Source organism: Chryseobacterium sp. X308, assembly GCF_020733145.1.
Lineage (GTDB): Bacteria > Bacteroidota > Bacteroidia > Flavobacteriales > Weeksellaceae > Chryseobacterium > Chryseobacterium cupriresistens.
Genome location: NZ_JAJFZH010000017.1, coordinates 30,137 through 50,957, shown reverse-complemented (window position 1 = coordinate 50,957; position 20,821 = coordinate 30,137). Strand labels below are relative to the sequence as shown.

Here is a 20,821-nt window from a genome sequence, read left to right as displayed (position 1 = left end):
TTAAGGTTTAAGGTTGGGGAGAAATGTGTTGGAAAACCACCCCGTCAAAAATTCTTTGAATTTTTGCCACCCCTCCAGAGGAGCGGAATTAGGGAAATATCAACTATTTTTCCTAATCCCTACAACCTGCAACCTGTCACCTATCATCTGCCACCTATAGAGCCAACTTAAACGGTCCTTCAAAAGTAGTTTCAAACGAATCTACCAGCTGTCCCTTTTCATCAAATACTCCGATGACCATATTCTGTTTTGAGAATTTAATTTCGTCCTCAGGAAAGGAAATGTTGATGTTTCCTTTCAGGATCTGATCTCCTTTTAAAATAATTTTTTCAGAACCAAAGTAAGTGATCTCTGCATTTGTTGGAGTGATAACTTTGATGGTAAGCATCTTTTTCTCGTTGGATTTATTTAGAAGAGTATAGATAAAAGTGTTGGTGATTTTACCGTTCTTAATAAAAAATGTAGAACCTGCAGGTTTGATGAATTTGGCTTCCATAGAACCACGATCGTACATTAAAAACCCAAGGAATCCAATTAACAATGCAAGGATAACAGTTGTGGCTTTCATTCTTGGAGTAAATCGGAATTTGTCCTGATTTTCAATTTCTGCTTCCGTAGCATAGCGAACCAATCCTTTAGGTAAGCCAACTTTCTCCATAACTTCATCGCAGGCATCAATACAGGCTGTACAGTTTACACATTCCAGCTGCTGTCCGTTTCTGATATCGATTCCCGTAGGACATACCACAACACATTGGTTACAGTCGATACAATCTCCTTTTCCTGCTGCTTTTCTGTCTTCATTATTTCTCCATTTTGCACGGCCTTCCCCTCTTTTAAAATCATAATATACATTGATCGTTTGCTTATCGATCAACACACCTTGCAGCCTTCCGTAAGGGCAGACCAGCGTACAAACCTGCTCACGAAGCCATGCGAAAACAAAATAGAACGTCATGGTAAAGAAGATCATAACCATAAATTTCAGTGAGTTGGCTTCAGGTCCTTCACTCATAATACGGAAAACTTCTTCGTAGCCCACAATATACATGAACATAAAGTGAGAAATAATCAATGAAATTAAAAGGAAAACAGACCATTTCGTCAGTCTTTTTCTTATTTTCTCTGTATCCCATTCCTGTCTGTCCAGCTTCATCTGTTTATTACGGTCGCCTTCAATCCAGTATTCTATTTTACGGAAGACCATTTCCATAAAAAGCGTCTGCGGGCATAACCACCCACAGAATATTCTTCCGAAAACGACAGTAAATAACATCACAAAAATGACGGAGGTTACCGCTCCTAAAGCAAGAATAAAAAAGTCCTGCAGGTAAAACGGCTGTCCGAGAATAAAGAATTTCCTGTCGATGACATTGATCAGCAGAAAAGGATTGTTATTGATCTTTACAAACGGCAGTCCGAAAAATAAAGCAAGAAGAAAATAGCTGGTGTAATTCCTGTAGTTGGTATACTTTCCTTTGGGCTTTCTGGGAAAAATCCACTTCCTTTTACCGGTTTCATCCATGGTTCCCACTGAATTTCTGAAATCTTCATTTTCAATTTCCAAAGACTTGATATTGCTGGATTCTGCGCTCATTGTTATATGCTATAAAAGTATTTTAGTACAATTTTCATCCTGACCAATCTTATTTTCAAATTGACCGTTCCATGAAAAAGTGATTGATTCTGTTACTGCAAAGCTCCGGATTATATCTTTTCATTACTAATATGATCTACTTCCAAAATAGGATAATTAGGACATTTTGTATCTGTTGTTTTTATTGTATCAAAACGGGAAAATATTTTGAAACCTCTGGGTCATATCGTAAATTGCAGCCTTAAAAATGAAGCATGAAGAATATACTTAAAATAGGTATGATTGGTTTGGTTTTCGCATTGGTAAACTGTCAATCAGTAAATTATAGTAAAATGTTTTATGAGGGAGTGCAGCCGGAAAAGGTTTCCGACAAGTTTAGTTTCACAGAAGGACCATCAGCAGATAAAGAAGGGAATGTTTATTTCACCGATCAGCCTAATGATAAGATCTATTATTGGGACTGGAAAACCAATCAGGTGATAGAGTTTTTGAATAAAACAGGAAGAGCAAACGGAACACACTTTGACAAAGATGGGTATTTGATTACCTGTTCAGACGATCAGGGTGAGATATGGAAGATATCCAAAGACAAAAAAGTAGAAGTTCTGCTAAAAGGTTTCGAAGGAAAAAGGCTGAACGGCCCCAATGATGTATGGAATGATGAATTTGGGGGAATGTACTTTACAGACCCTTTGTATGAAAGAGATTACTGGGTTGGTTTTAAACAGGAAATTCAACATAAAAGTCTTTATTACAGAGATAAATCAGGAAAAGTTACCAAATTAGAGACTTTCACCCAACCCAATGGTATTGTTGGAAGTGAAAAACTAAAGAAATTGTACGTATCTGATATTGATGCCGGAAAAACCTATGTATATGATATATTGGGAGAAGGAAAATTATCAGAGAAGAAACTGTTCTGTGAAATAGGTTCAGACGGAATGACGATGGATAAACACGGGAATCTGTACCTGACAGGAAATGGAGTACATGTTTTCAACAGTTCCGGGAAGAAAATGTATCATATTCCGATTCCTGAAGACTGGACATCCAATGTCACTTTTGGTGGTAAAAATAATGATATTCTTTTCATTACTGCCTCTAAGTCTGTGTATACTTTTCCTCTGAGAGTAAGAGGAATTAAATAATTTTGTGTCATTGCGGGGAGGGCAGACTGCTTCGGCGCTATGCTCCTCGCAATGACAATAAAGTATAGAGTGAAAGGTCTAATAAGCAATCTCCATTTTTACTTTCTTACCTTTCAGTTTTTCGTTCTGAAGTTTTCTCAAAAGAGCGTTTACTTTATTTCTGGAGACAGCAACATATGACGTTGTATCTTTTACTTCGATGATTCCTACATCTTCTTTCTGAAGTTCTCCTTTCTTTAACAGATATCCTACAATATCCACTTTGTTTACTTTATCCTTTTTTCCTGCGCTGATGTAAACTGTCTGAAAAGGTGTTTTTTGCGGAACTTTAGTAAATCCGGCAACGCTTTCTTCAGGAGTATTGTTTTTAATGAACGGGAAGTTTTCCTCTTCAGTCATGATCAGGTAGACAAAACCTTTGGCATTCATTCTCGCGGTACGTCCGTTTCTGTGGATGAAAGCATCTTCTTTTGGAGGAAGTTGATAATGAACAATAGATTCTACCTCAGGAATATCAAGCCCGCGGGCAGCAAGATCCGTAGTAATAAGAATTCTTGCAGAATCATTACGGAATTTCAGCAATGCACGTTCTCTTTCATCCTGTTCCATACCGCCATGGAAGGTTTCTCTGTCGATTCCCATCTGATGAAGAAGTTCAGAGATACGGTCTACGGCATCACGGTGATTACAGAAGATCAGGGTTCTTTTATTTCCGATTTTACAAACCAGATTGAAAAGTGTATCCAGTTTTTCCTCCGGAATGGTCATCACTTTTCTCAGCTGGAGATCCGGTTTTACATCATTTTCTTTAAGGAAACTGATTACTTTTTCATCTTTTAAGCCTGTAAACGTGGGAATTTCATCCATTGCTGTGGCAGATGTTAAAATTCTCTGAGAAAGTCCTTTTAAAGAATGGGAAATAAATTCCATATCATCATGGAAACCCAGTTCCAGAGCTTTGTCGAATTCATCAAGAACCAGAGTCTTAATTGTTTTCGGATCAAAATTATTATTTCTTAAGTGGTAAACAACCCTTCCAGGAGTTCCGATCAATACAGCCGGAGCTTCAATTAAATTATTAACCTCAATTTTTTTGTCATGTCCTCCATAGCATACAGAAACTTTAAAATCTGTTCCCATGGATTTAAAAACCTGCTCAATCTGTAAAGCAAGTTCCCTTGCCGGAACCAGTATCAATGCCTGAACACCCTGAACATTTTTTCTCAGATTTCTGAGAACAGGAAATAAAAAGGCCAGCGTTTTTCCGGATCCTGTAGGAGAGAGTAAGACAATGTCTGTATTGTTTTCAGACGCTTTATAAGTAGATTTCTGCATCTGATTCATATCCTGAATCTGCAGTTTTTGATAGATCGGCTGTAATTCCATGCTGCAAAGGTAGTGAATTTTGGAGTTTGAGGGTTTAGAGTGGAAGAGTTTGGGGGGTTGAGGGTTTGAGAGTTTGAGAGTAGGAGAGTAGGAGAAGGATAGGAAAGTGTGATCCTTCTTTAATTCTGTCTTACTGTCATTCTGAATGAAGCGCAGCGAAATGAAGAATCTCATTTTTGTCTTCTGCTTATTGATGCCTCTTGTAAATTTCAGTGTATGATCAGTATGACAGCGGATATTGCTTTATTCTGAATGTAAGACGGTTAGTATTAGAATGTCATGCTGAGCTCAGTCGAAGCATTCTTATAATCAAGGTATTGATTTTTAAATATATAAATTAAATAGTAGAGTAGTAGAATCTATTGCTTATCTCAAATAAAAATAGTATCTTTGCACCCACTTTTGTGGCGAAAAGGTTTGAAGAGTAAATTACTTAAAATTAATTACTTCCGTATTTTTTAATCTGCATTTATTCAAACCGTTAAAAAAGAAGGAATACAAATTTATTAGAAAATGTCAAAAGAGACAAATTCAGCAGAGGTTTTATTAAACCAAAACGTAGCACCAGAACAATTTGATTGGGATTCATTCGAATCAGGTCTTGATGCAGATGCGAGAAAAGAAAAAAGCGATTTAGAAGAAATCTACAACGGATCATTAAACAACTTAGACGATAACGACGTTCTAATTGGTAAAGTTGTAAGATTAACTGATAAAGAAGCTATCGTAGACATCAACTTCAAATCTGAAGGTGTTATCTCTCTAAACGAATTCCGTTACAACCAAGGCCTGAAAGTAGGTGACGAGGTAGAAGTAATGGTTGACAAGAGAGAAGACAAAACTGGACAATTACAGTTATCTCACAGAAAAGCGAGAACGCTTAAAGCTTGGGATAAAGTAAACGAACTTCACGAAACTGGAGAAATCGTTAACGGTTTTGTTAAATCAAGAACTAAAGGTGGTATGATCGTTGACGTTCACGGAATCGAAGCATTCTTACCTGGTTCTCAAATTGACGTTAAGCCAATTAAAGATTACGATCAGTTCGTAGGAAAAACTATGGAGTTCAAAGTTGTGAAAATCAACCCTGAGTTCAAAAACGTAGTGGTATCTCACAAAGCATTGATCGAAGCAGATATCGAAGGTCAGAAAAAAGAAATCATCGCTCAGCTTGAAAAAGGACAGGTTCTTGAAGGTACTGTTAAGAATATAACTTCTTACGGTGTATTCATTGACTTAGGTGGTGTAGATGGATTGATCCACATTACAGACCTTTCTTGGTCTAGAGTGAACCACCCATCTGAAATCCTTGAGGACGGACAAACTGTAAAAGTTGTAATCCTTGATTTCGATGATGAGAAAACAAGAATCCAATTAGGTATGAAGCAATTAGAAGCTCATCCTTGGGATGCTCTTTCTGCTGACTTGAAAGTAGGTGACAAAGTAAAAGGAAAAGTAGTAGTTCTTGCTGACTATGGTGCATTCGTAGAAATCGCTCCAGGTGTTGAAGGATTAATCCACGTTTCTGAAATGTCTTGGTCTACTCACTTAAGATCTGCTGGAGATTTTGTAAAAGTAGGTGATGAAGTAGAAGCTGAAGTATTAACTTTAGATAGAGAAGAAAGAAAAATTTCTCTTGGTATCAAGCAATTGTCTAAAGATCCATGGGAAAACATCGAAGCTAAGTATCCGGTAGGATCTCAGCATGTAGGAACTGTAAGAAACTTCACTAACTTTGGTGTATTCGTAGAGTTAGAAGAAGGTATCGACGGATTAATCTACATCTCTGATCTTTCTTGGACTAAGAAAATCAAGCACCCATCTGAGTTCTGCGCAGTAGGTGATAAATTAGACGTTGTAGTTCTTGAATTAGATATTCAGGCTAGAAGATTATCTCTAGGTCACAAGCAATTGACTGAAAACCCATGGGATAAATTCGAAACTAAATATGCTGAAGGAACTATCCACGCTGGTAAAGCTGTAGAAGTTCACGATAAAGGAGCTTCTGTTCAATTCGAGGATGCTGAGGTTGAAGCTTTCTGCCCTTCAAGATTATTAGAGAAAGAAGATGGATCTAAAATCAAAAAAGGTGAAGAGGCTCAGTTCAAAGTAATCGAATTCAACAAAGAATTCAAGAGAGTAGTAGTATCTCACACAGGTATCTTCAGAGACGAAGAGAAGAAAAACGTAAAAGAAGCTTCTTCTAGAAACGTAACTTCTTCTTCTAACAACGAAGAAAGATCTACTCTTGGAGACATCGATGCATTAGCAGAGTTGAAAAGAAAAATGGAAGAAGGTAAATAATCTTTGAACCATTATAATACATAAGAGCCGCTCATTTGAGCGGCTTTTTTTATGGCTATACGGGAAGGAATATAAAAAAGTGTAATAAGACAGTAAAAAACAAAACTATCGGGTAAAACAGTAAAAGCAGATTTCTGTGGGGCAGAAATTTATATTCATTTAAATGACTTATAAAAAGAAAATGTTTGTATGAAAAAGAATTAAACATGTGGTAAACATAATGTGGTACGCATAAATATAATGCAGGGTTCTCATGATTGAGAAATATGTAAATTGATTTCAAAGTGTTTTTTATTTATTTGTCTTGATTTATGTTTAATTTTTAATATAAAAAGTATTAAAGTTATGTGAATTATTTGTAGATTAGCGCCTTTAATAATGGATATGAAAAACAAAGCTTTACCTATTTTATTTGCGGTATTTTCTGCATTTCCGGCAATATTATTCGGACAGGATAATGAAAAACTGATTAAAGATTATATTTCTCAAAATAAAATAAGGGAATATAAAAAGTCTGATCTTAATAATATCATTGTCGATAATGTAGATCCGTCAAAATCATTGAATGGTAATGTTGTTAAATTTTTACAGACTTATAATGGTTTGCCAATATACAGCTCTGTAGGAACAGCATTGATTCAGGACAATAAAATTGTTTACTACACTGATAATTTTGTAAAAGATTATACTGCATCTACATCAGGTACTGCTGCTATCAGTAAAAGCACAGCGCTTCAGAAGATTGCTGAAGATCTGAAAAATCCTGAGATAGCAAACTTCACTATTCTTGAGTATCTTGAAAAAACTCAGAAGAAAGCGACTTCAGCCAATCAAAGATTGGTATACGCAAATGATGAGAGCGGAAACCTCCGTTTGGCATATGAATATACCTTAATGGAACCAAAGTCACCCAATTACTGGAATATTGTAGTAGATGCCAACAATGGGAATATCCTGTTGAAAAATAACCTTACACTATCTTGTAATTTTCATCATGATGCTTATTCATCCGATGCGGAATATACCCATGCCGATCATTTTGAAAATACCTTGGTGGGGCCTCAGAACAACATAGTACAGAATAATATTCCATTACTTCTGCCGGATAATGCATCATACAATGTGTTTCCATTACCTATTGAAGCACCAACATTTGGCTCACGATCCATTATTACTAATCCCTGGATCCTGAGTGCTTCTCCTGAAGGATGGCATTCTGACGGAACCAATCATTACACGATTACAAGAGGAAATAACGTTTTTGCCTATGAAGATTCGGCTGGAACTGCTTTAACTGCACCTGATTATCTTACAGGAACTCCGGCAGACGGAGGGGCAACAAGAAATTTTGATTTCCCTTTTAACATCAATGAAACTCCGTTAAATAACAGAAATGCTGCTATTACAAATTTATTTTATCTGAATAACAGAATTCACGACGTTTTCTATAAATTTGGATTTACAGAATCTGCCAGAAATTTCCAGCAGAACAATTTTGGTAACGGACCTGTTGGAGGAGATGATGATTCTGTATATGCAGAGGCGCAAGATGGAAGCGGATTAAATAATGCGAATTTCTCTTCAGGGCAGGATGGTTATAATGGAAGAATGCAAATGTATCTTTGGTCTCCGGTTGGAAGAGTATTCTTCTATAATGCACCAAGTGCTGCCGTTTCCAGGACACCGGGAGCAGGAACCGCACAGTTCGGTAATCCATTACCAATGAACGGACTGACAGGAGATGTAGCACTTTCATCAGTTTTAGACGGATGTACGGCTTTACCTGCAAGCTCATTGACTAATAAAATAGGACTTGTTGAGAGAGGAACATGTGCTTTTGCAGTAAAAGTGAAAAATCTTCAGGATGCCGGAGCTAAAGCGGCCATTATATATAACAACGCAGTAAATGGTTCTACTTTAGGAAATATGGCGGGGAATGACCCTACAATTACAATCCCTTCAGTATTGATTACCAATGCGGAAGGGGAATATATCAAAACTCACCTTGCAGCAAATACAACAGTAAATGTTACTTTAAAAGGAAACCAGACTCCTGACGGAAGTTTTGATAACGGAATCGTAACCCATGAATACGGTCACGGAATATCCAACAGAATGACCGGTACCGGATACAACTGTCTGAATTCAGGCGTGAGTAAGGAACAGATGGGAGAAGGATGGTCTGATTTCTTTGCTTTAATGTTGACTAATAAAGCTGGAGATGATGCTACAGTGGCTAGAGGTATAGGGACTTATGCAATAGGACAACCAATAACAGGCGGTGGTATCAGACCTGCGAAATATTCTACAAATCTTGCTGTTAACGGATTTACCTACGGAAATACCAACGGAATGGAATACAATAACGGATCAGCAATTGTTCCGGATGTACACTCTATTGGTTTTGTCTGGGCAACCATGTTATGGGATCTTCACTGGAAATATGTTGAAAAATACGGTTATGCTTCAGATGTACTGTCAACAACCCCTAACGGAAGCACAAAAGTATTACAGTTAGTAACAGATGCTCTTAAACTTCAGGGCTGTAATCCTAGCTTTATTGATGGAAGAAATGCAATATTGGCAGCTGAGATGGCAACTACTCAGGGACAGGATAAATGTATGATCTGGGGAGTTTTTGCAAGAAGAGGTTTAGGAGTGAATGCATCAGCAGGAACTAAAAATAATATTAATGATCAGGTTCAGGACTTTAACGTTCCGGAAGCATGTTTATTGGCAACCAATGATGTAAAGGCAGATAAGAACAATAACATTTCTATCTATCCAAACCCTGCCAAAGATGAATTCTATATTAAATTCCCAAGCAATACTCTTGGAAAAGTAAGCGTAGAATTGTATGATATGTCTGGTAAACTGGTTTCTTCAGAAGATAAAATCTCACCGGATGCCAAGAAAGCAATTTCTACAAGCAACCTTGTCAACGGAACTTATATGGTTAAAATCAAAGGACTAGGTTTCGAAGCAGCTTCGAAAGTAATGGTTAAAAAATAATTTACTTTTATAATCAATCTCAAAAATCGCCACAAGCAAAGCTTGTGGCGATTTTATTTATCTATCACTATAACACTGCTGAATGATTTAATTTATATGTCGTACCTTTGCAGGCTGTTAAAAAAATTATGAAGAAGAAAAATATACTAAAAGGTGTTTTATTTGTAGGAATTGGAGCTAGTATATACGGTATGTTGGCCACTTTTGTAAAAATGGCTTATCAGGATGGCTTTACGACCTCAGAAGTAACTACTTCCCAATTCGTATTAGGTTTGACGGGACTTTTGATCCTGAACTTTATTCAGACCCTAACCTCAAAACAGAAATTATCGGTGCCCAGTTCTAAAGAAGTAAGAATGCTCTTGCTTGCAGGAACTTCTTTGGGCGGAACAAGTTTATTCTACTATATTGCCGTGCAATATATCAATGTTTCCATTGCTATTGTATTATTGATGCAGTCGGTGTGGTTCAGTGTGGTGGTGGAAAGTATTCTAACTAAAAAACTTCCCAACACAAGAAAAGTGGTTTCTGTGGTTATCGTTTTGTTGGGAACGGTTCTGGCAACCAATCTTATTAATATGGAAATAGAGCTGGACTGGCACGGAGTATTCTGGGGGCTGATGGCAGCTGCTTCATACACTTTAACAATGTTCACCTCTAATACGCTGGCTACTCATCTTCCGGTTTTCCGAAAGAGTATAATTATGCTGGCGGGTGGTTCAGTTGTCGTTTTTGCATTCTTATTCTTTGGCCAGATAGGGCCTATGTATTTTGATGGCTTAAAATCATTATACCTGAATTTTACTGATAATACAGAACATATCCATTCATTTAATTATTCAATATTTCTCACGTATGGATTTGTACTGGCGCTTTTTGGAACTATTATTCCGCCTATCTTATTCAATGTTGGGTTTCCCAATGCAGGATTGGGCCTTGGAAGTATCGTTTCATCACTGGAACTTCCGGTTTCCGTAACCATGGCTTTCGTTTTGCTGGGAGAGAAAGTGTTTCTGATTCAGTGGGTAGGAATTGCCTTGATTCTTTTTGCAATTGTTTTAATGAATTTACCTTCAAAACAGGAAAAAGAAGTTTCAATGGCATAATGGTCTGAAAAATATTAACTAAAATTAAAAAAACCGTTCCTTTTGGAGCGGTTTTTTTAATTTTAATCTTTAAATAAACGTTTTATGAAACATTTCAGAAATATAGTGACCGCTTTTGCTTTAACTGTCTCTGGTTTTATGTTTTCACAGGTAAAACCTCTGGATGCAATGCTGTCTGATTATCAATATCCTTACGAAGTTCATTTTCTTAATTTCAAGTCTCAGGGCGAAGATTTGAAAATGGCTTATATGGATGTAAAGCCGCAAAAACCCAACGGAAAAACGGTCATGCTTCTCCACGGCAAAAACTTTAATGGAGCGTACTGGGAGAGAACAGCAAAAGACCTTTCTGCTAAAGGATTCCGGGTAGTGATTCCTGATCAGATAGGATTTGGAAAATCTTCAAAGCCTCATGCTTACCAATTTTCTTTTTCACAGCTTGCAGAAAATACAAAAGCGGTCCTGGATGAACTGAAAATTGACAAAACCATCGTACTTGGACATTCAATGGGAGGAATGGTGGCCACCAGATTTACGTTATTATATCCTGAAAAAGTACAGAAACTGATTCTCGAAAACCCGATCGGACTGGAAGATTATAAAACTTTTGCAGCCTACCAGACCATTGACCAGGCTTATCAGTCTGAACTTAAAAATACAGCCGAAACCTATAAAAATTATCAGCTGAAATTCTATTATGACAACAAATGGAAAGAAGAATATCAGCCCTGGCTGGACTTAATTGCGGGATGGACACTTCATAAAGATTATCCTCAGGTCGCATGGGATGCAGCGCTTACTTCGGATATGATTTACAATCAGCCGGTATGTTATGAATTTAAAAATATAAAAGTTCCTACCTTGCTTATTATTGGAACAAGAGACAGAACCGCAATAGGAAAGGACAGAGCTCCTAAAGAACTTCAACCTAAAATGGGGCAATATCAGGAATTGGGAAAGAAAACCCAACGTGAAATTGCGGGTTCAAAGCTTGTCGAGATTGAAAATGTAGGGCATCTTCCGCATATCGAGGTCTACCCTAAGTTCATGGAAGCACTGTATGATTTTATACAATAAATTAATTTTAAAATATAAAATATTTGAAACATTAAGTTTTTGCAAGTGAGTAAAATCATAAGCTTTATAAACATTTTGCTTAATTTTTCATCTTTGATGAAACTTAACTATTCTTATTAACTTAATGTTTCAAAATCAATTCTTTTTGTTCCCAAACAGCAATAAAGTACCAACTCCAATTCCAGAAAACAGGACACACGCAATTCCCAGATTTTGTATCAGTCCAATACTCACCAATCCTAAACCTATCAGAACATAATAAATTAATCCTAATAAAGCTCCGGCGCTTCCTGTTTCGTTTTTATAATGAATCAATGCGGTGCTTAAAATATTGGGAATTGCAATGCTGAATGCCATCACAATAAAGAAATAGGGAATTAAAAAATAAATTCCTGTACCTGTCAGAATCCAGACAAAAACAGAGGCAGCCAATGCTGAGAATATACTTGCTTTAACTAAATATTCAGACCGTACATTCTTCAATAACAAAAATCTGTTAAGCTTTGCTCCCGCGAAGGTACCGCCAGCCAGTATCATACTGCTGTACCCGAAAACATAAGAGGAATAATGATTTTCTTTAAAAATAAACGGAGCCAGTGAATAGTATGAAAATAACAAGACATTAAAGCTCATAATCAGTAAGCAGCACTTGATGATGCCCTGATCATGCAGCATCCGTTTCAATAAGATGATCAATGTTTTTAAGTTGATGGATTTCTTTACATGATGAGTTTCAGAAATTTTCTGTCTGGAAAGTATCAAAAAAAGTATACTCAGGATACACAGTGTAATAAATACGCTCTGATGTCCGCCGGAGGAAGCCAGTATTGAACCTGTAACCATTCCGATTACCGGACTGATAGACAAGCCGATTCCGATCCAGGAAAATACTTTGCTGAGATTATCTTTGTCAAAAGTATCTCTTAAAATGGTTTGTGTTACGATGGAACCCACCGAAATTCCGAATGCAGAAATAATCCTGGCACCCAGAAGAACCATAAAATCAGGAGCGAAAACAGCAGTCAAAGTTCCGATTCCATAGGTAATGAGACCATATTCCATTGATTTTTTTCTTCCGATCCTGTCGCATTGAATACCCCAGAATGCTACACCCAGCGCAAATGCTATAAAATATAAACTGATCGTTAAGGTAACTGATTCTTCATTCACTTCAAATTTCTCCTGTACCATTGGTAAAACTGGACTGTAGATGGTTTCTACAAACTGAGGAAGCATCACAAGCAGGGTCAGCAGCCAGATAGGATTTGCCTTTTTCATTTTTTTTCTGCAAAGTTTCCAAAAAATCAATGTATATTTATAATGATATAAAAACAAAAAATATCGAAAATAGGACATGGCTGTACTGGAACAAAACGACATCTTTGATGCTGATTCAATCCCGGAAAAAGTAGTTGGAATAACCTCTTATATGGTAATGCACGACTCCGGCTTTCATTTTCACACAACGAAATCTCAGCTGTTGTATGCACCATCAGGCTGTATGACTGTAACGACTTCCGACAGGCAGCTGGTTCTCCCTCCGTTCAGAATGCTTTGGATTCCTGCTTATAAAGTTCATCGTGTGAATTTCAGAAATATTGTGGCCTACAGATCCATTTATTTTGATGAAAAATATTCCCAAAGATATATGAATCCCGATCTGAAAGTTCTTCATGTCAACGCCTTGTTAAAAGAAATTATTGAAAGAATTTGTTCCTGGGAATGGTCAGGGTTGAGACAGGATCAAACTAATCTTTTAAAAGTATTCTGGGATGAACTGAGTAAAGCTCCGGAAGAAAAACTGGAACTTACAATGCCGCAGGATAAGCGTTTTACGAAAATAGCTGAAGAATGGACACTGCGGAAATCTATGCCTCCAATGCTGAAAGATTTTGCAGAAAAAACAGGAGCGGTGGAGAAAACGATTAGTCGTATTTTTAAAAAAGAAACCGGACTGTCTTATCAGGATTGGAGACAGCAGTGGCGGTTGCAGCGATCAATTGAACTTTTGGTGGAAGGAAATTCAATAGGAGAGGTATCCTATATCCTGGACTTTTCATCAGACAGTGCTTTTATTGAGTTTTTCAAAAAACAGACAGGCTCCACTCCTTTGCAATATCTTATGAAGAATGAATAGTCCTTTTGTAAAGCTGATAAAAAGTACGATTGTTAACCTTGACAAGGTTAGTGTCATATAATATTTCTTGTCCTATGAAAAGCCTGGTTTATAGTAGATTTCATAAAATTGTACTACCAATACAATAATTTTATGAAAACTATTAATACAAATAGTGTTGAGAACTACGTACATATACTTGAGGTCAACACCACGGCAGATAAAGTATATCGGGCTTTAACAGATGAAATTCCCCTTTGGTGGACTGAATTGTTTGAAGGTTCATCTTCAGAGGCTGGAAATCTTTTTACCATAAGATTTGGAGATAACATCCATAAAACAATGCGTGTGAAAGAATTAACTGCCAATACAAAAATTGTCTGGCTGGTTGAAGACTCATTGATTGCCCTTCCTGAATTAAAGAACCAGACAGAATGGATCGGGACAACAATTGTCTGGGAAATTGAGAAAAATAAAGAAAGCACTCAGATAAAACTAACCCATAACGGCCTGAACCCGGATATTGAATGCTATGAGATCTGCTCCAATGGCTGGCTGCAATTTCTCGGCAGCCTGAAAAAATTTCTGGAAACCGGAGAAGGAGCTCCCTATAAAAAGTAAAAATATTTACACAAAAAAAGAGACTGTTTATAAGTAAACAGCCTCTTTTTGTATGTATTGTTGTCTGAATTATTTCTTCTTGTAAGCAGCGTCTTTGATTCTTGCTTTCTTACCTCTAAGGTCTCTGAAGTAGTAAATTCTAGCTCTTCTAACTCTACCTCTTCTATCAACTTCAATTTTTTGAAGTGCAGGCATGTTAATAGGGAATACTCTTTCTACACCTACATCACCACTCATTTTTCTGATAGTGAAAGTTTTTGTAGAACCAGTACCTCTTAATTGGATAACTGTTCCTTTGAAGAACTGAGTTCTGGTCTTTTGTCCTTCTTTAATTTCGTAATACACAGTAATTGTATCACCTGCTTTGAATTCAGGGAATTCTTTTTTCGCAATGTACTTGTCTTGTACGTACTTTAATAAATCCATTATTAATAAAATAAAATGTTAAAGCTAAGCAACTTACACGTTCTTCGTCAGAGGTTGAATAACAGGTTGCAAATGTACAAAATAGTTTTTGAATATGCCAAATATTTAATGTACTAAAAACTATAATTTTTTCATTCCGGTTTTGCTAAAAAATTAACGGTTTCTTTAAAATCCCATCAGACAGAGTTTATATGGGAATTCTACTTTTGCCCGAAGTAAAAATCCGGATAACGGTTTTTTAAATTCCTGATTCACAACTTAAAACTATATGTTATTTTAAAACTAAAACTATTATGAAACATTATTTCTTCTTTTTTTGTTTCGCGGTCCAGATGGCTTTCGGACAGGTTTTGTTCCCATATTTACAAAACCCGACTCCGAATTCTATGATCGTCAATTGGAAAACAGCTTCCAATAATGAAACAACAGTGATCTACGGAGATTCTCCAACAAATTTAAATGTGACGGTAACAGGAACTACCAATATCTTCTCGGATACCGGATACAACAACAACTATTATTATCACACGGCAAAGATTACCAACCTTCAGCCGAATACCAAATATTATTATAAGATCAAAACCGGAACAAGCGAGTCTGCTGTTTATAATTTCAGAACACTTCCTTTACCGGGACAGGCGGTAACTGCCAATGGAAAGATCCGTTTCCTTATTATGGGGGACAACCAGATCAAAGCAGAACCGAGATTTGATACGCTTACTTTGAATGCCTATAAAAAATTAAAGGAAAAATTTGGCGCCAATTCAGATCCGTCAGATAATATTGCGCTTACTTTTATGGTGGGCGACCAGGTAGACGTAGGTACATTGGATCACTATGAAAATGTTCACTTTAAAAAGAATATCAAATTATCACCTTATCTGCCTATTCAGACAACGGTAGGAAATCATGAAACCTATGGAACGATGGGAATGAATTCTTACTATGCCCATTTTTATATTGATGAAATCAGTTATAAAGGGATAAGCTCAGGAAATGAAAATTATTATGCCCAGCAGGCAGGAAATGTATTATTTGTGAGCTTAAGTTCCGAACATACCGGATCTGCACAACAGACATGGCTTCAGCAGATTTTAACGGCGGCCAACAATGATTCTACGGTAGACTGGATTATTTCTTTAAGCCACAGACCGTATCAGGCTGAGCAGTATGTGGGAGATATTTCTACCTGGGTAAGAGAAAATGCCGTACCGCTTCTGGTAACTTCTGATAAATATTTAATGCACGTGGGAGCCCACCATCATTTATACCACAGAGGTCAGCTTAAAAACACACCGAATTACCAGATTATTTCCGGAGGAACTGCATGGGATCAGTATTGGGGAATGTCTAATGAACAGGATTTTGACGATGTTCAGAAAACATTGACAGACTGGACCTATCAGATCGTGGAAGTAGATGTCCCAACCGGAAAAGTAGATGTCGAATGCTATTCAATCGGTGGAATTTACAATAAGAAAAACAATGTATTGGTAGATTCTTTCCACAGATATAAAAATCAACCTAAACCTGCAAAACCATCCATTACCAATACGTTCTCAGGACCCATTACTTTACCTTTGACATTAAATGGAAGTGCATTTTCATCTTCTAACGGAGAGCTTTTAAATACAACACAGTTCCAGATCAGTAAAGCCTCGAACTTCTCTGTGATTGAAAAGGAATTCTACCGCGATTTTGAAAACTGGTTCGGAAAAGACGGAAACGGAACTCCTGATAAAACCAAAAACCTGAATGATGGAGTAGACATCACCAAAGCAACATTAGCAGCGAATTCTATCCCCAACGGAATCTATTATGTAAAAACACGTTACAGAGACAGAAATCTTGAATGGAGTGAGTGGAGTGATGTGAAGCAGTTCGAAATTACAGGAAGTGTAGTGTCAAATCCTACATTTACTTTAAACAAAACTGAATACGCTCAGAATGAAGCTATCACAGCTACATTTACAGGAGGTCCCGGAAATCAGCAGGATTGGGTAGGAATCTATAAAAAAGGACAGACTCCGGCTTCTACAACTTCACAGGGATATATTTATACGAATGGTCAGATTGCAGGAACAGTAACCTTCAATAATGGTCTGGCTGCTAAAGGACAATATTTTGCAGGATTTTTTGCCAACAACGGGTATACGGAAATCACCCCAAGAAAAAATTTCTATGTAGGACCGAAAGTACAGCTGCAGACTACTGCTGATACGTATCCTGTAGGAGGAACCGTTACTATTAATTTTACAAACGGACCCAACTTACAGAAAGACTGGATCGGAATTTATAAAATGGGCCAGACCCCGGGAACCACACCTTCTATCAAATGGAGCTATGTAACAACTGCATCAGGAACATTAAATTTCACAGGACTTCCAAAAGGGTATTATTATGCTCAGTATTTATTGGAAGACGGATATAACGGAATCGGGGAGAAGGTATTCTTCAAAGTAGGAGATATCGTTACAGATCTTTGGATCAACAAGCCTGTTTATACCTTGGGTGAAAATATTACGGCTTCATGGACGGATTCTCCGGGAATCATCAAAGACTGGCTGGGAATCTATCCTCAAAGTGTTCAGACACCGGATGATAATTTTGTTTCTTATACCTATTTTGACGGAATAACTCAGGGAACAAAAACTATTCAGGGAACAGCAGTACCTGCAACACCGGGGAATTATTACATGGTGATGTTTACCAATGATTCCTACACAGAAGTTTCAAACAGAGTACAGTTCCAGGTAACCTCACCCACTTTGGGAACTGAAGAAACCAGAAGTACAGAGAAAAATGTAGTATTGTATCCAAACCCAACCAAACCGGGACAGCCTACTTTTATTAAAAGTGATTACCCGATTGAAAAAATAGAACTGGTTTCAGCTTCGGGAGAATTACTGTATGTATCGAAAAATATCAATAACCAACGTTTCTCTTTGGTGAATGAAAATCTTCCGGCAGGCGTTTACTATGTAAAAGTACATGGAAGAAAACTGTTTACTTTAAAGCTGATCATTCAGTAAGGTAAAGTAAACACAATTATAATGCAGAGACTATCAGAAATGATGGTCTCTTTTTTTTATGGATATAAATAAATATAATTCCCCAATAATCATCCGTGAAAATCTGTGTAATTTAAAAATCTTTGATTTTTTTTAAAAGGTTAAAAATAAGGCATATCTAGCCAGAAACATCTGCGAAAATCTATGTCATCTGTGGTTAAAAAACAAACCACAAAAGTCACAAAAGTTTTTAAACACTTAAGTTAATGAAGAGGATATTCCTGCATTGAATAAATTCACACAAGTTTATAAAAATCTACGTCATTTGTGGTTAAACAAAAAAACGGTTCCAAAAAAATGAAACCGCCTTTGATATATAGTTGTGGTAATTAGTCAAATAAATGGTGCAAATCATCTTCGCTAATCAGCGTAGGTTTTTCAGTAGAAGCATTTTCCTCCTGAGTATCGGCCAGTGTTTTAGTTTCCTGAATGAGCTTTCCATCCATATTATAAAGTTTTAACAAAATCCATTTTCCGCTACGTTCAAGTTCTTTAGCTCCATCCCATGTTTTTATTCTGATTTTTCCGCTTTGAATAACACCTGCTTTTACAGAAGACTTATTGGCAGGCTTCCCCTTTACATACTGTGTGATTTGTGCTGTAAAGGAATAATCATCCCCATCTTCACTGATCGGTTGTGTAAATGTATATAAAATAGTGCCTTTGGGATCATAAACAGTTGCATCATAGCCTGTTTGTTTGGCGTTCAGCTTTTTCTCAAAACTCAGCTTTGTATTGTTACCTTCAAAAAAGTTTTTTATGTTTACAATAATGCCTTCTTTATAAACAGTTTCATTAAAGCCTTCATAAGTAGTACCATTGTAAGGGATACCATCTTTGTATGTCAATGTAGATTTCAGCTTTCCATCCGGGGAATAATATTTAATTTCCTGGATAAGATCATCTTTTAAAAATTGCTCTGAGGATAACTTTCCGTCTTCATCAAAATATTTACTGGTTACCTTTGAGCCTTTTTCATAAGTATCAATAGAGGAAATCTGTGAATATTCATAAGCCAGATGGTAATCATCCCCGTCCATTGGATTATAAACATCATTTTCCTTATCATATTGGTATACCAGATGGGCTATTTTTTTACCCGACTCATCATAAGTAGTTTTATAGCCATCTTTTTTATTCATTTTCTGTTCCTGTAAGATCTTTCCGCTTTTGCTATAAATGACGCCTTCTTTTACACTGCCGTCCTTTCTGTATTTTTCTATCTTAGAGATCCTCATGGGACTGGAATAGTAATCTACCACCATATTTTCACCCGAACCGGAGGTAGTGTTGCTGCCCAGATATTTTCCTTTTTCACCGTAATATTTGGTTTCGGTATTACTGTCCTTATCAATGATGGTTTCATTTCTGATCCCTTTAATGTCATCATCATAAACGGTTGTTTTTACTGGCGTAGAGTTTTCGTAATCCACCACAATATTAAAGTCCATTCCATCCTCAGCATCCTTATAACTGAACATCTTTCCTGAAAAACTTCCGTCAGCTTTATATACCACATCTTCTGTCAGCCTGCCATTCATATCATAAGTCTGTGCCGGACCAATCTGCTGTCCGTTGGAATAGGTGGCAAAATTCTGAACCTTTCCTTCTTCAGTATACCAGGTTACTTTTCCCTCAAAAACCTCACTGCTAGGAGTAGTGTCTGAAGCCAGTCCTTCCATCTGGAGCTTTCCGTCCTTATAGAAATCTTTAATAAGGGTAAGCTTTCCTTTAGGAGTCGTTTCACGGTAATATTCCATATTGTCCTGAGTAGTTTTTTCCCAGTTTTCATCGAAATACGTTTTTTCCTGTGCGCATACATTGATGCTGAGTACCAGTGCAAGTAATGCTGAGGTAAATAATTTTTTCATGTTTTTATGTAAGCTTTGATATTTTTATATGATTAGTGAGATGGCAGATATTGAAAGAGACCTTCATAGTGGTCAAAAGAAGTGATGAGGACAGTAGTGATCTGCCATAAAATAATTTCTACATTAAAGTTGTGTTTAAATTTCCGCCGGAACTGAAAAACAGTATTTCCGGCTTTGAGAGGGCAAATATAGATGAAATTGATGAGAAATAAGATAAAAAATGAACAGACTTGTTCGGTTTTTGATGTAATGTTTTGATTATGATGTTTTTAAAAGTTTAAGATCGATTTTTAAAAAATGTATCAAATTCAGTAATGTTTCCCCTCATAGGATATACAAGAAAATTTATTAAATTTAGCCAACAGAAAAATCTAATATTTCATGATAGATAAAAGAGTAAAAAATGCAAAGGAGGCCATCGAAGGAATTAATGATGGAATGACACTGATGCTTGGCGGATTCGGACTTTGCGGAATTCCTGAAAACTCAATCAATGCTTTGGTAGAAAGCGATGTGAAAGACCTTACTTGCATTTCAAACAATGCCGGAGTAGATGATTTCGGATTAGGATTACTGCTTCACAAAAGACAGATTAAGAAAATGATCTCTTCCTATGTAGGAGAAAATGCTGAGTTTGAAAGACAGATGCTTTCAGGTGAATTGGATGTAGAACTAACTCCACAAGGAACTTTAGCCGAAAAATGCAGAGCTGCCCAGGCAGGCATCCCAGCTTTTTACACACCGGCAGGTTACGGAACTGAAGTTGCAGAAGGGAAAGAAGTAAAAGAATTCAAAGGAAAACCTCATATTCTGGAGCACGCTTACGATGCAGACTTTTCTATCGTAAAAGCATGGAAAGGTGATCATGCAGGAAACCTTATCTTTAAAGGATCTGCAAGAAACTTCAATCATCCGATGGCTGGTGCTGCAAAGATTACCATTGCTGAAGTGGAAGAACTGGTAGAACCGGGACAATTAGATCCGAACGAAATTCATATTCCGGGAATCATGGTTCAGAGAATTTTCCAGGGAGAAAAATTTGAAAAAAGAATTGAGCAGAGAACTGTAAGAACTAAAGAATAAGTT

General features: G+C 36.9%; 14 protein-coding genes. 9 read left to right on the top strand and 5 right to left on the bottom strand.

The window, feature by feature from the left end:
* Positions 1-154 precede the first annotated feature (154 nt).
* Positions 155-1,597, bottom strand: a complete 1,443-nt coding sequence (gene ccoG / locus LIV57_RS16975; protein ID WP_227943565.1) for a cytochrome c oxidase accessory protein CcoG — start codon at positions 1,595-1,597, stop codon at positions 155-157.
* A 254-nt stretch (positions 1,598-1,851) separates the two neighbouring features.
* Between ccoG and LIV57_RS16970 the strand changes: the two genes are divergently transcribed.
* Entirely contained in the window at positions 1,852-2,745 is an 894-nt protein-coding gene (locus tag LIV57_RS16970; RefSeq protein ID WP_227943564.1) for an SMP-30/gluconolactonase/LRE family protein, read from the top strand.
* 78 nt (positions 2,746-2,823) lie between these two features.
* Here LIV57_RS16970 and LIV57_RS16965 read toward each other — a convergent pair whose 3' ends face one another.
* Positions 2,824-4,131, bottom strand: a complete 1,308-nt coding sequence (locus LIV57_RS16965) for a DEAD/DEAH box helicase (protein ID WP_227943563.1) — start codon at positions 4,129-4,131, stop codon at positions 2,824-2,826.
* Positions 4,132-4,644: 513 nt separating this feature from the next.
* Here LIV57_RS16965 and rpsA point away from each other — a divergent pair.
* The 4 genes from rpsA (at position 4,645) to LIV57_RS16945 (ending at position 11,630) form a co-directional block, all read left to right on the top strand.
* Positions 4,645-6,435 carry a 30S ribosomal protein S1 gene (rpsA, locus tag LIV57_RS16960; protein WP_137905342.1) on the top strand — a complete coding sequence of 597 codons (1,791 nt, stop codon included), beginning with the start codon at positions 4,645-4,647 and terminating at the stop codon, positions 6,433-6,435.
* Between the two features lie 384 nt (positions 6,436-6,819).
* On the top strand, positions 6,820-9,447 hold the full coding sequence (locus LIV57_RS16955; RefSeq protein WP_227943562.1) for a T9SS-dependent M36 family metallopeptidase: 2,628 nt from the start codon (positions 6,820-6,822) through the stop codon (positions 9,445-9,447).
* Positions 9,448-9,575: 128 nt separating this feature from the next.
* Positions 9,576-10,553: an EamA family transporter gene (locus LIV57_RS16950; RefSeq protein WP_227943561.1), complete on the top strand. Its 978-nt coding sequence runs from the start codon at positions 9,576-9,578 to the stop codon at positions 10,551-10,553.
* Between the two features lie 84 nt (positions 10,554-10,637).
* Positions 10,638-11,630 carry an alpha/beta fold hydrolase gene (locus LIV57_RS16945; RefSeq protein WP_227943560.1) on the top strand — a complete coding sequence of 331 codons (993 nt, stop codon included), beginning with the start codon at positions 10,638-10,640 and terminating at the stop codon, positions 11,628-11,630.
* A gap of 135 nt (positions 11,631-11,765) precedes the next feature.
* On the opposite strand, the gene LIV57_RS16940 is transcribed toward LIV57_RS16945, so the two are convergent.
* Positions 11,766-12,908 carry an MFS transporter gene (locus LIV57_RS16940; RefSeq protein ID WP_227943559.1) on the bottom strand — a complete coding sequence of 381 codons (1,143 nt, stop codon included), beginning with the start codon at positions 12,906-12,908 and terminating at the stop codon, positions 11,766-11,768.
* 76 nt (positions 12,909-12,984) lie between these two features.
* Between LIV57_RS16940 and LIV57_RS16935 the strand changes: the two genes are divergently transcribed.
* Both LIV57_RS16935 and LIV57_RS16930 read left to right on the top strand, forming a co-directional pair.
* A complete protein-coding gene (locus LIV57_RS16935) occupies positions 12,985-13,767 on the top strand; it encodes an AraC family transcriptional regulator (protein ID WP_227943558.1) in 783 nt (260 codons plus the stop codon).
* Positions 13,768-13,899: 132 nt separating this feature from the next.
* Complete coding sequence (locus LIV57_RS16930; RefSeq protein WP_227943557.1) at positions 13,900-14,367, top strand: SRPBCC family protein; 468 nt, start codon at positions 13,900-13,902, stop codon at positions 14,365-14,367.
* 69 nt (positions 14,368-14,436) lie between these two features.
* Here the strand turns inward: LIV57_RS16930 and rplS are convergent, their stop codons facing one another.
* Positions 14,437-14,793 (bottom strand): 50S ribosomal protein L19, encoded by a 357-nt coding sequence (rplS, locus tag LIV57_RS16925; RefSeq protein WP_002980648.1) that lies wholly within the window; start codon positions 14,791-14,793, stop codon positions 14,437-14,439.
* 293 nt (positions 14,794-15,086) lie between these two features.
* Here rplS and LIV57_RS16920 point away from each other — a divergent pair, with 293 nt between their 5' ends.
* Positions 15,087-17,825, top strand: a complete 2,739-nt coding sequence (locus tag LIV57_RS16920) for a fibronectin type III domain-containing protein (protein ID WP_227943556.1) — start codon at positions 15,087-15,089, stop codon at positions 17,823-17,825.
* 368 nt (positions 17,826-18,193) lie between these two features.
* Here the strand turns inward: LIV57_RS16920 and LIV57_RS16915 are convergent, their stop codons facing one another.
* Positions 18,194-19,735 (bottom strand): toxin-antitoxin system YwqK family antitoxin, encoded by a 1,542-nt coding sequence (locus tag LIV57_RS16915; RefSeq protein ID WP_227943555.1) that lies wholly within the window; start codon positions 19,733-19,735, stop codon positions 18,194-18,196.
* A 381-nt stretch (positions 19,736-20,116) separates the two neighbouring features.
* On the opposite strand from LIV57_RS16915, the gene LIV57_RS16910 reads away from it, so the two are divergent.
* Positions 20,117-20,818, top strand: a complete 702-nt coding sequence (locus tag LIV57_RS16910; RefSeq protein ID WP_062671053.1) for a CoA transferase subunit A — start codon at positions 20,117-20,119, stop codon at positions 20,816-20,818.
* Positions 20,819-20,821: the final 3 nt, after the last annotated feature.

What these genes read in the sequence shown, in the direction of transcription:
- ccoG (WP_227943565.1), bottom strand. Translation starts at nt 1,597, where the DNA reads ATGAGCGCAGAATCCAGCAATATCAAGTCTTTGGAAATTGAAAATGAA.
- LIV57_RS16970 (WP_227943564.1), top strand. Translation starts at nt 1,852, where the DNA reads ATGAAGAATATACTTAAAATAGGTATGATTGGTTTGGTTTTCGCATTG.
- LIV57_RS16965 (WP_227943563.1), bottom strand. Translation starts at nt 4,131, where the DNA reads ATGGAATTACAGCCGATCTATCAAAAACTGCAGATTCAGGATATGAAT.
- rpsA (WP_137905342.1), top strand. Translation starts at nt 4,645, where the DNA reads ATGTCAAAAGAGACAAATTCAGCAGAGGTTTTATTAAACCAAAACGTA.
- LIV57_RS16955 (WP_227943562.1), top strand. Translation starts at nt 6,820, where the DNA reads ATGAAAAACAAAGCTTTACCTATTTTATTTGCGGTATTTTCTGCATTT.
- LIV57_RS16950 (WP_227943561.1), top strand. Translation starts at nt 9,576, where the DNA reads ATGAAGAAGAAAAATATACTAAAAGGTGTTTTATTTGTAGGAATTGGA.
- LIV57_RS16945 (WP_227943560.1), top strand. Translation starts at nt 10,638, where the DNA reads ATGAAACATTTCAGAAATATAGTGACCGCTTTTGCTTTAACTGTCTCT.
- LIV57_RS16940 (WP_227943559.1), bottom strand. Translation starts at nt 12,908, where the DNA reads ATGAAAAAGGCAAATCCTATCTGGCTGCTGACCCTGCTTGTGATGCTT.
- LIV57_RS16935 (WP_227943558.1), top strand. Translation starts at nt 12,985, where the DNA reads ATGGCTGTACTGGAACAAAACGACATCTTTGATGCTGATTCAATCCCG.
- LIV57_RS16930 (WP_227943557.1), top strand. Translation starts at nt 13,900, where the DNA reads ATGAAAACTATTAATACAAATAGTGTTGAGAACTACGTACATATACTT.
- rplS (WP_002980648.1), bottom strand. Translation starts at nt 14,793, where the DNA reads ATGGATTTATTAAAGTACGTACAAGACAAGTACATTGCGAAAAAAGAA.
- LIV57_RS16920 (WP_227943556.1), top strand. Translation starts at nt 15,087, where the DNA reads ATGAAACATTATTTCTTCTTTTTTTGTTTCGCGGTCCAGATGGCTTTC.
- LIV57_RS16915 (WP_227943555.1), bottom strand. Translation starts at nt 19,735, where the DNA reads ATGAAAAAATTATTTACCTCAGCATTACTTGCACTGGTACTCAGCATC.
- LIV57_RS16910 (WP_062671053.1), top strand. Translation starts at nt 20,117, where the DNA reads ATGATAGATAAAAGAGTAAAAAATGCAAAGGAGGCCATCGAAGGAATT.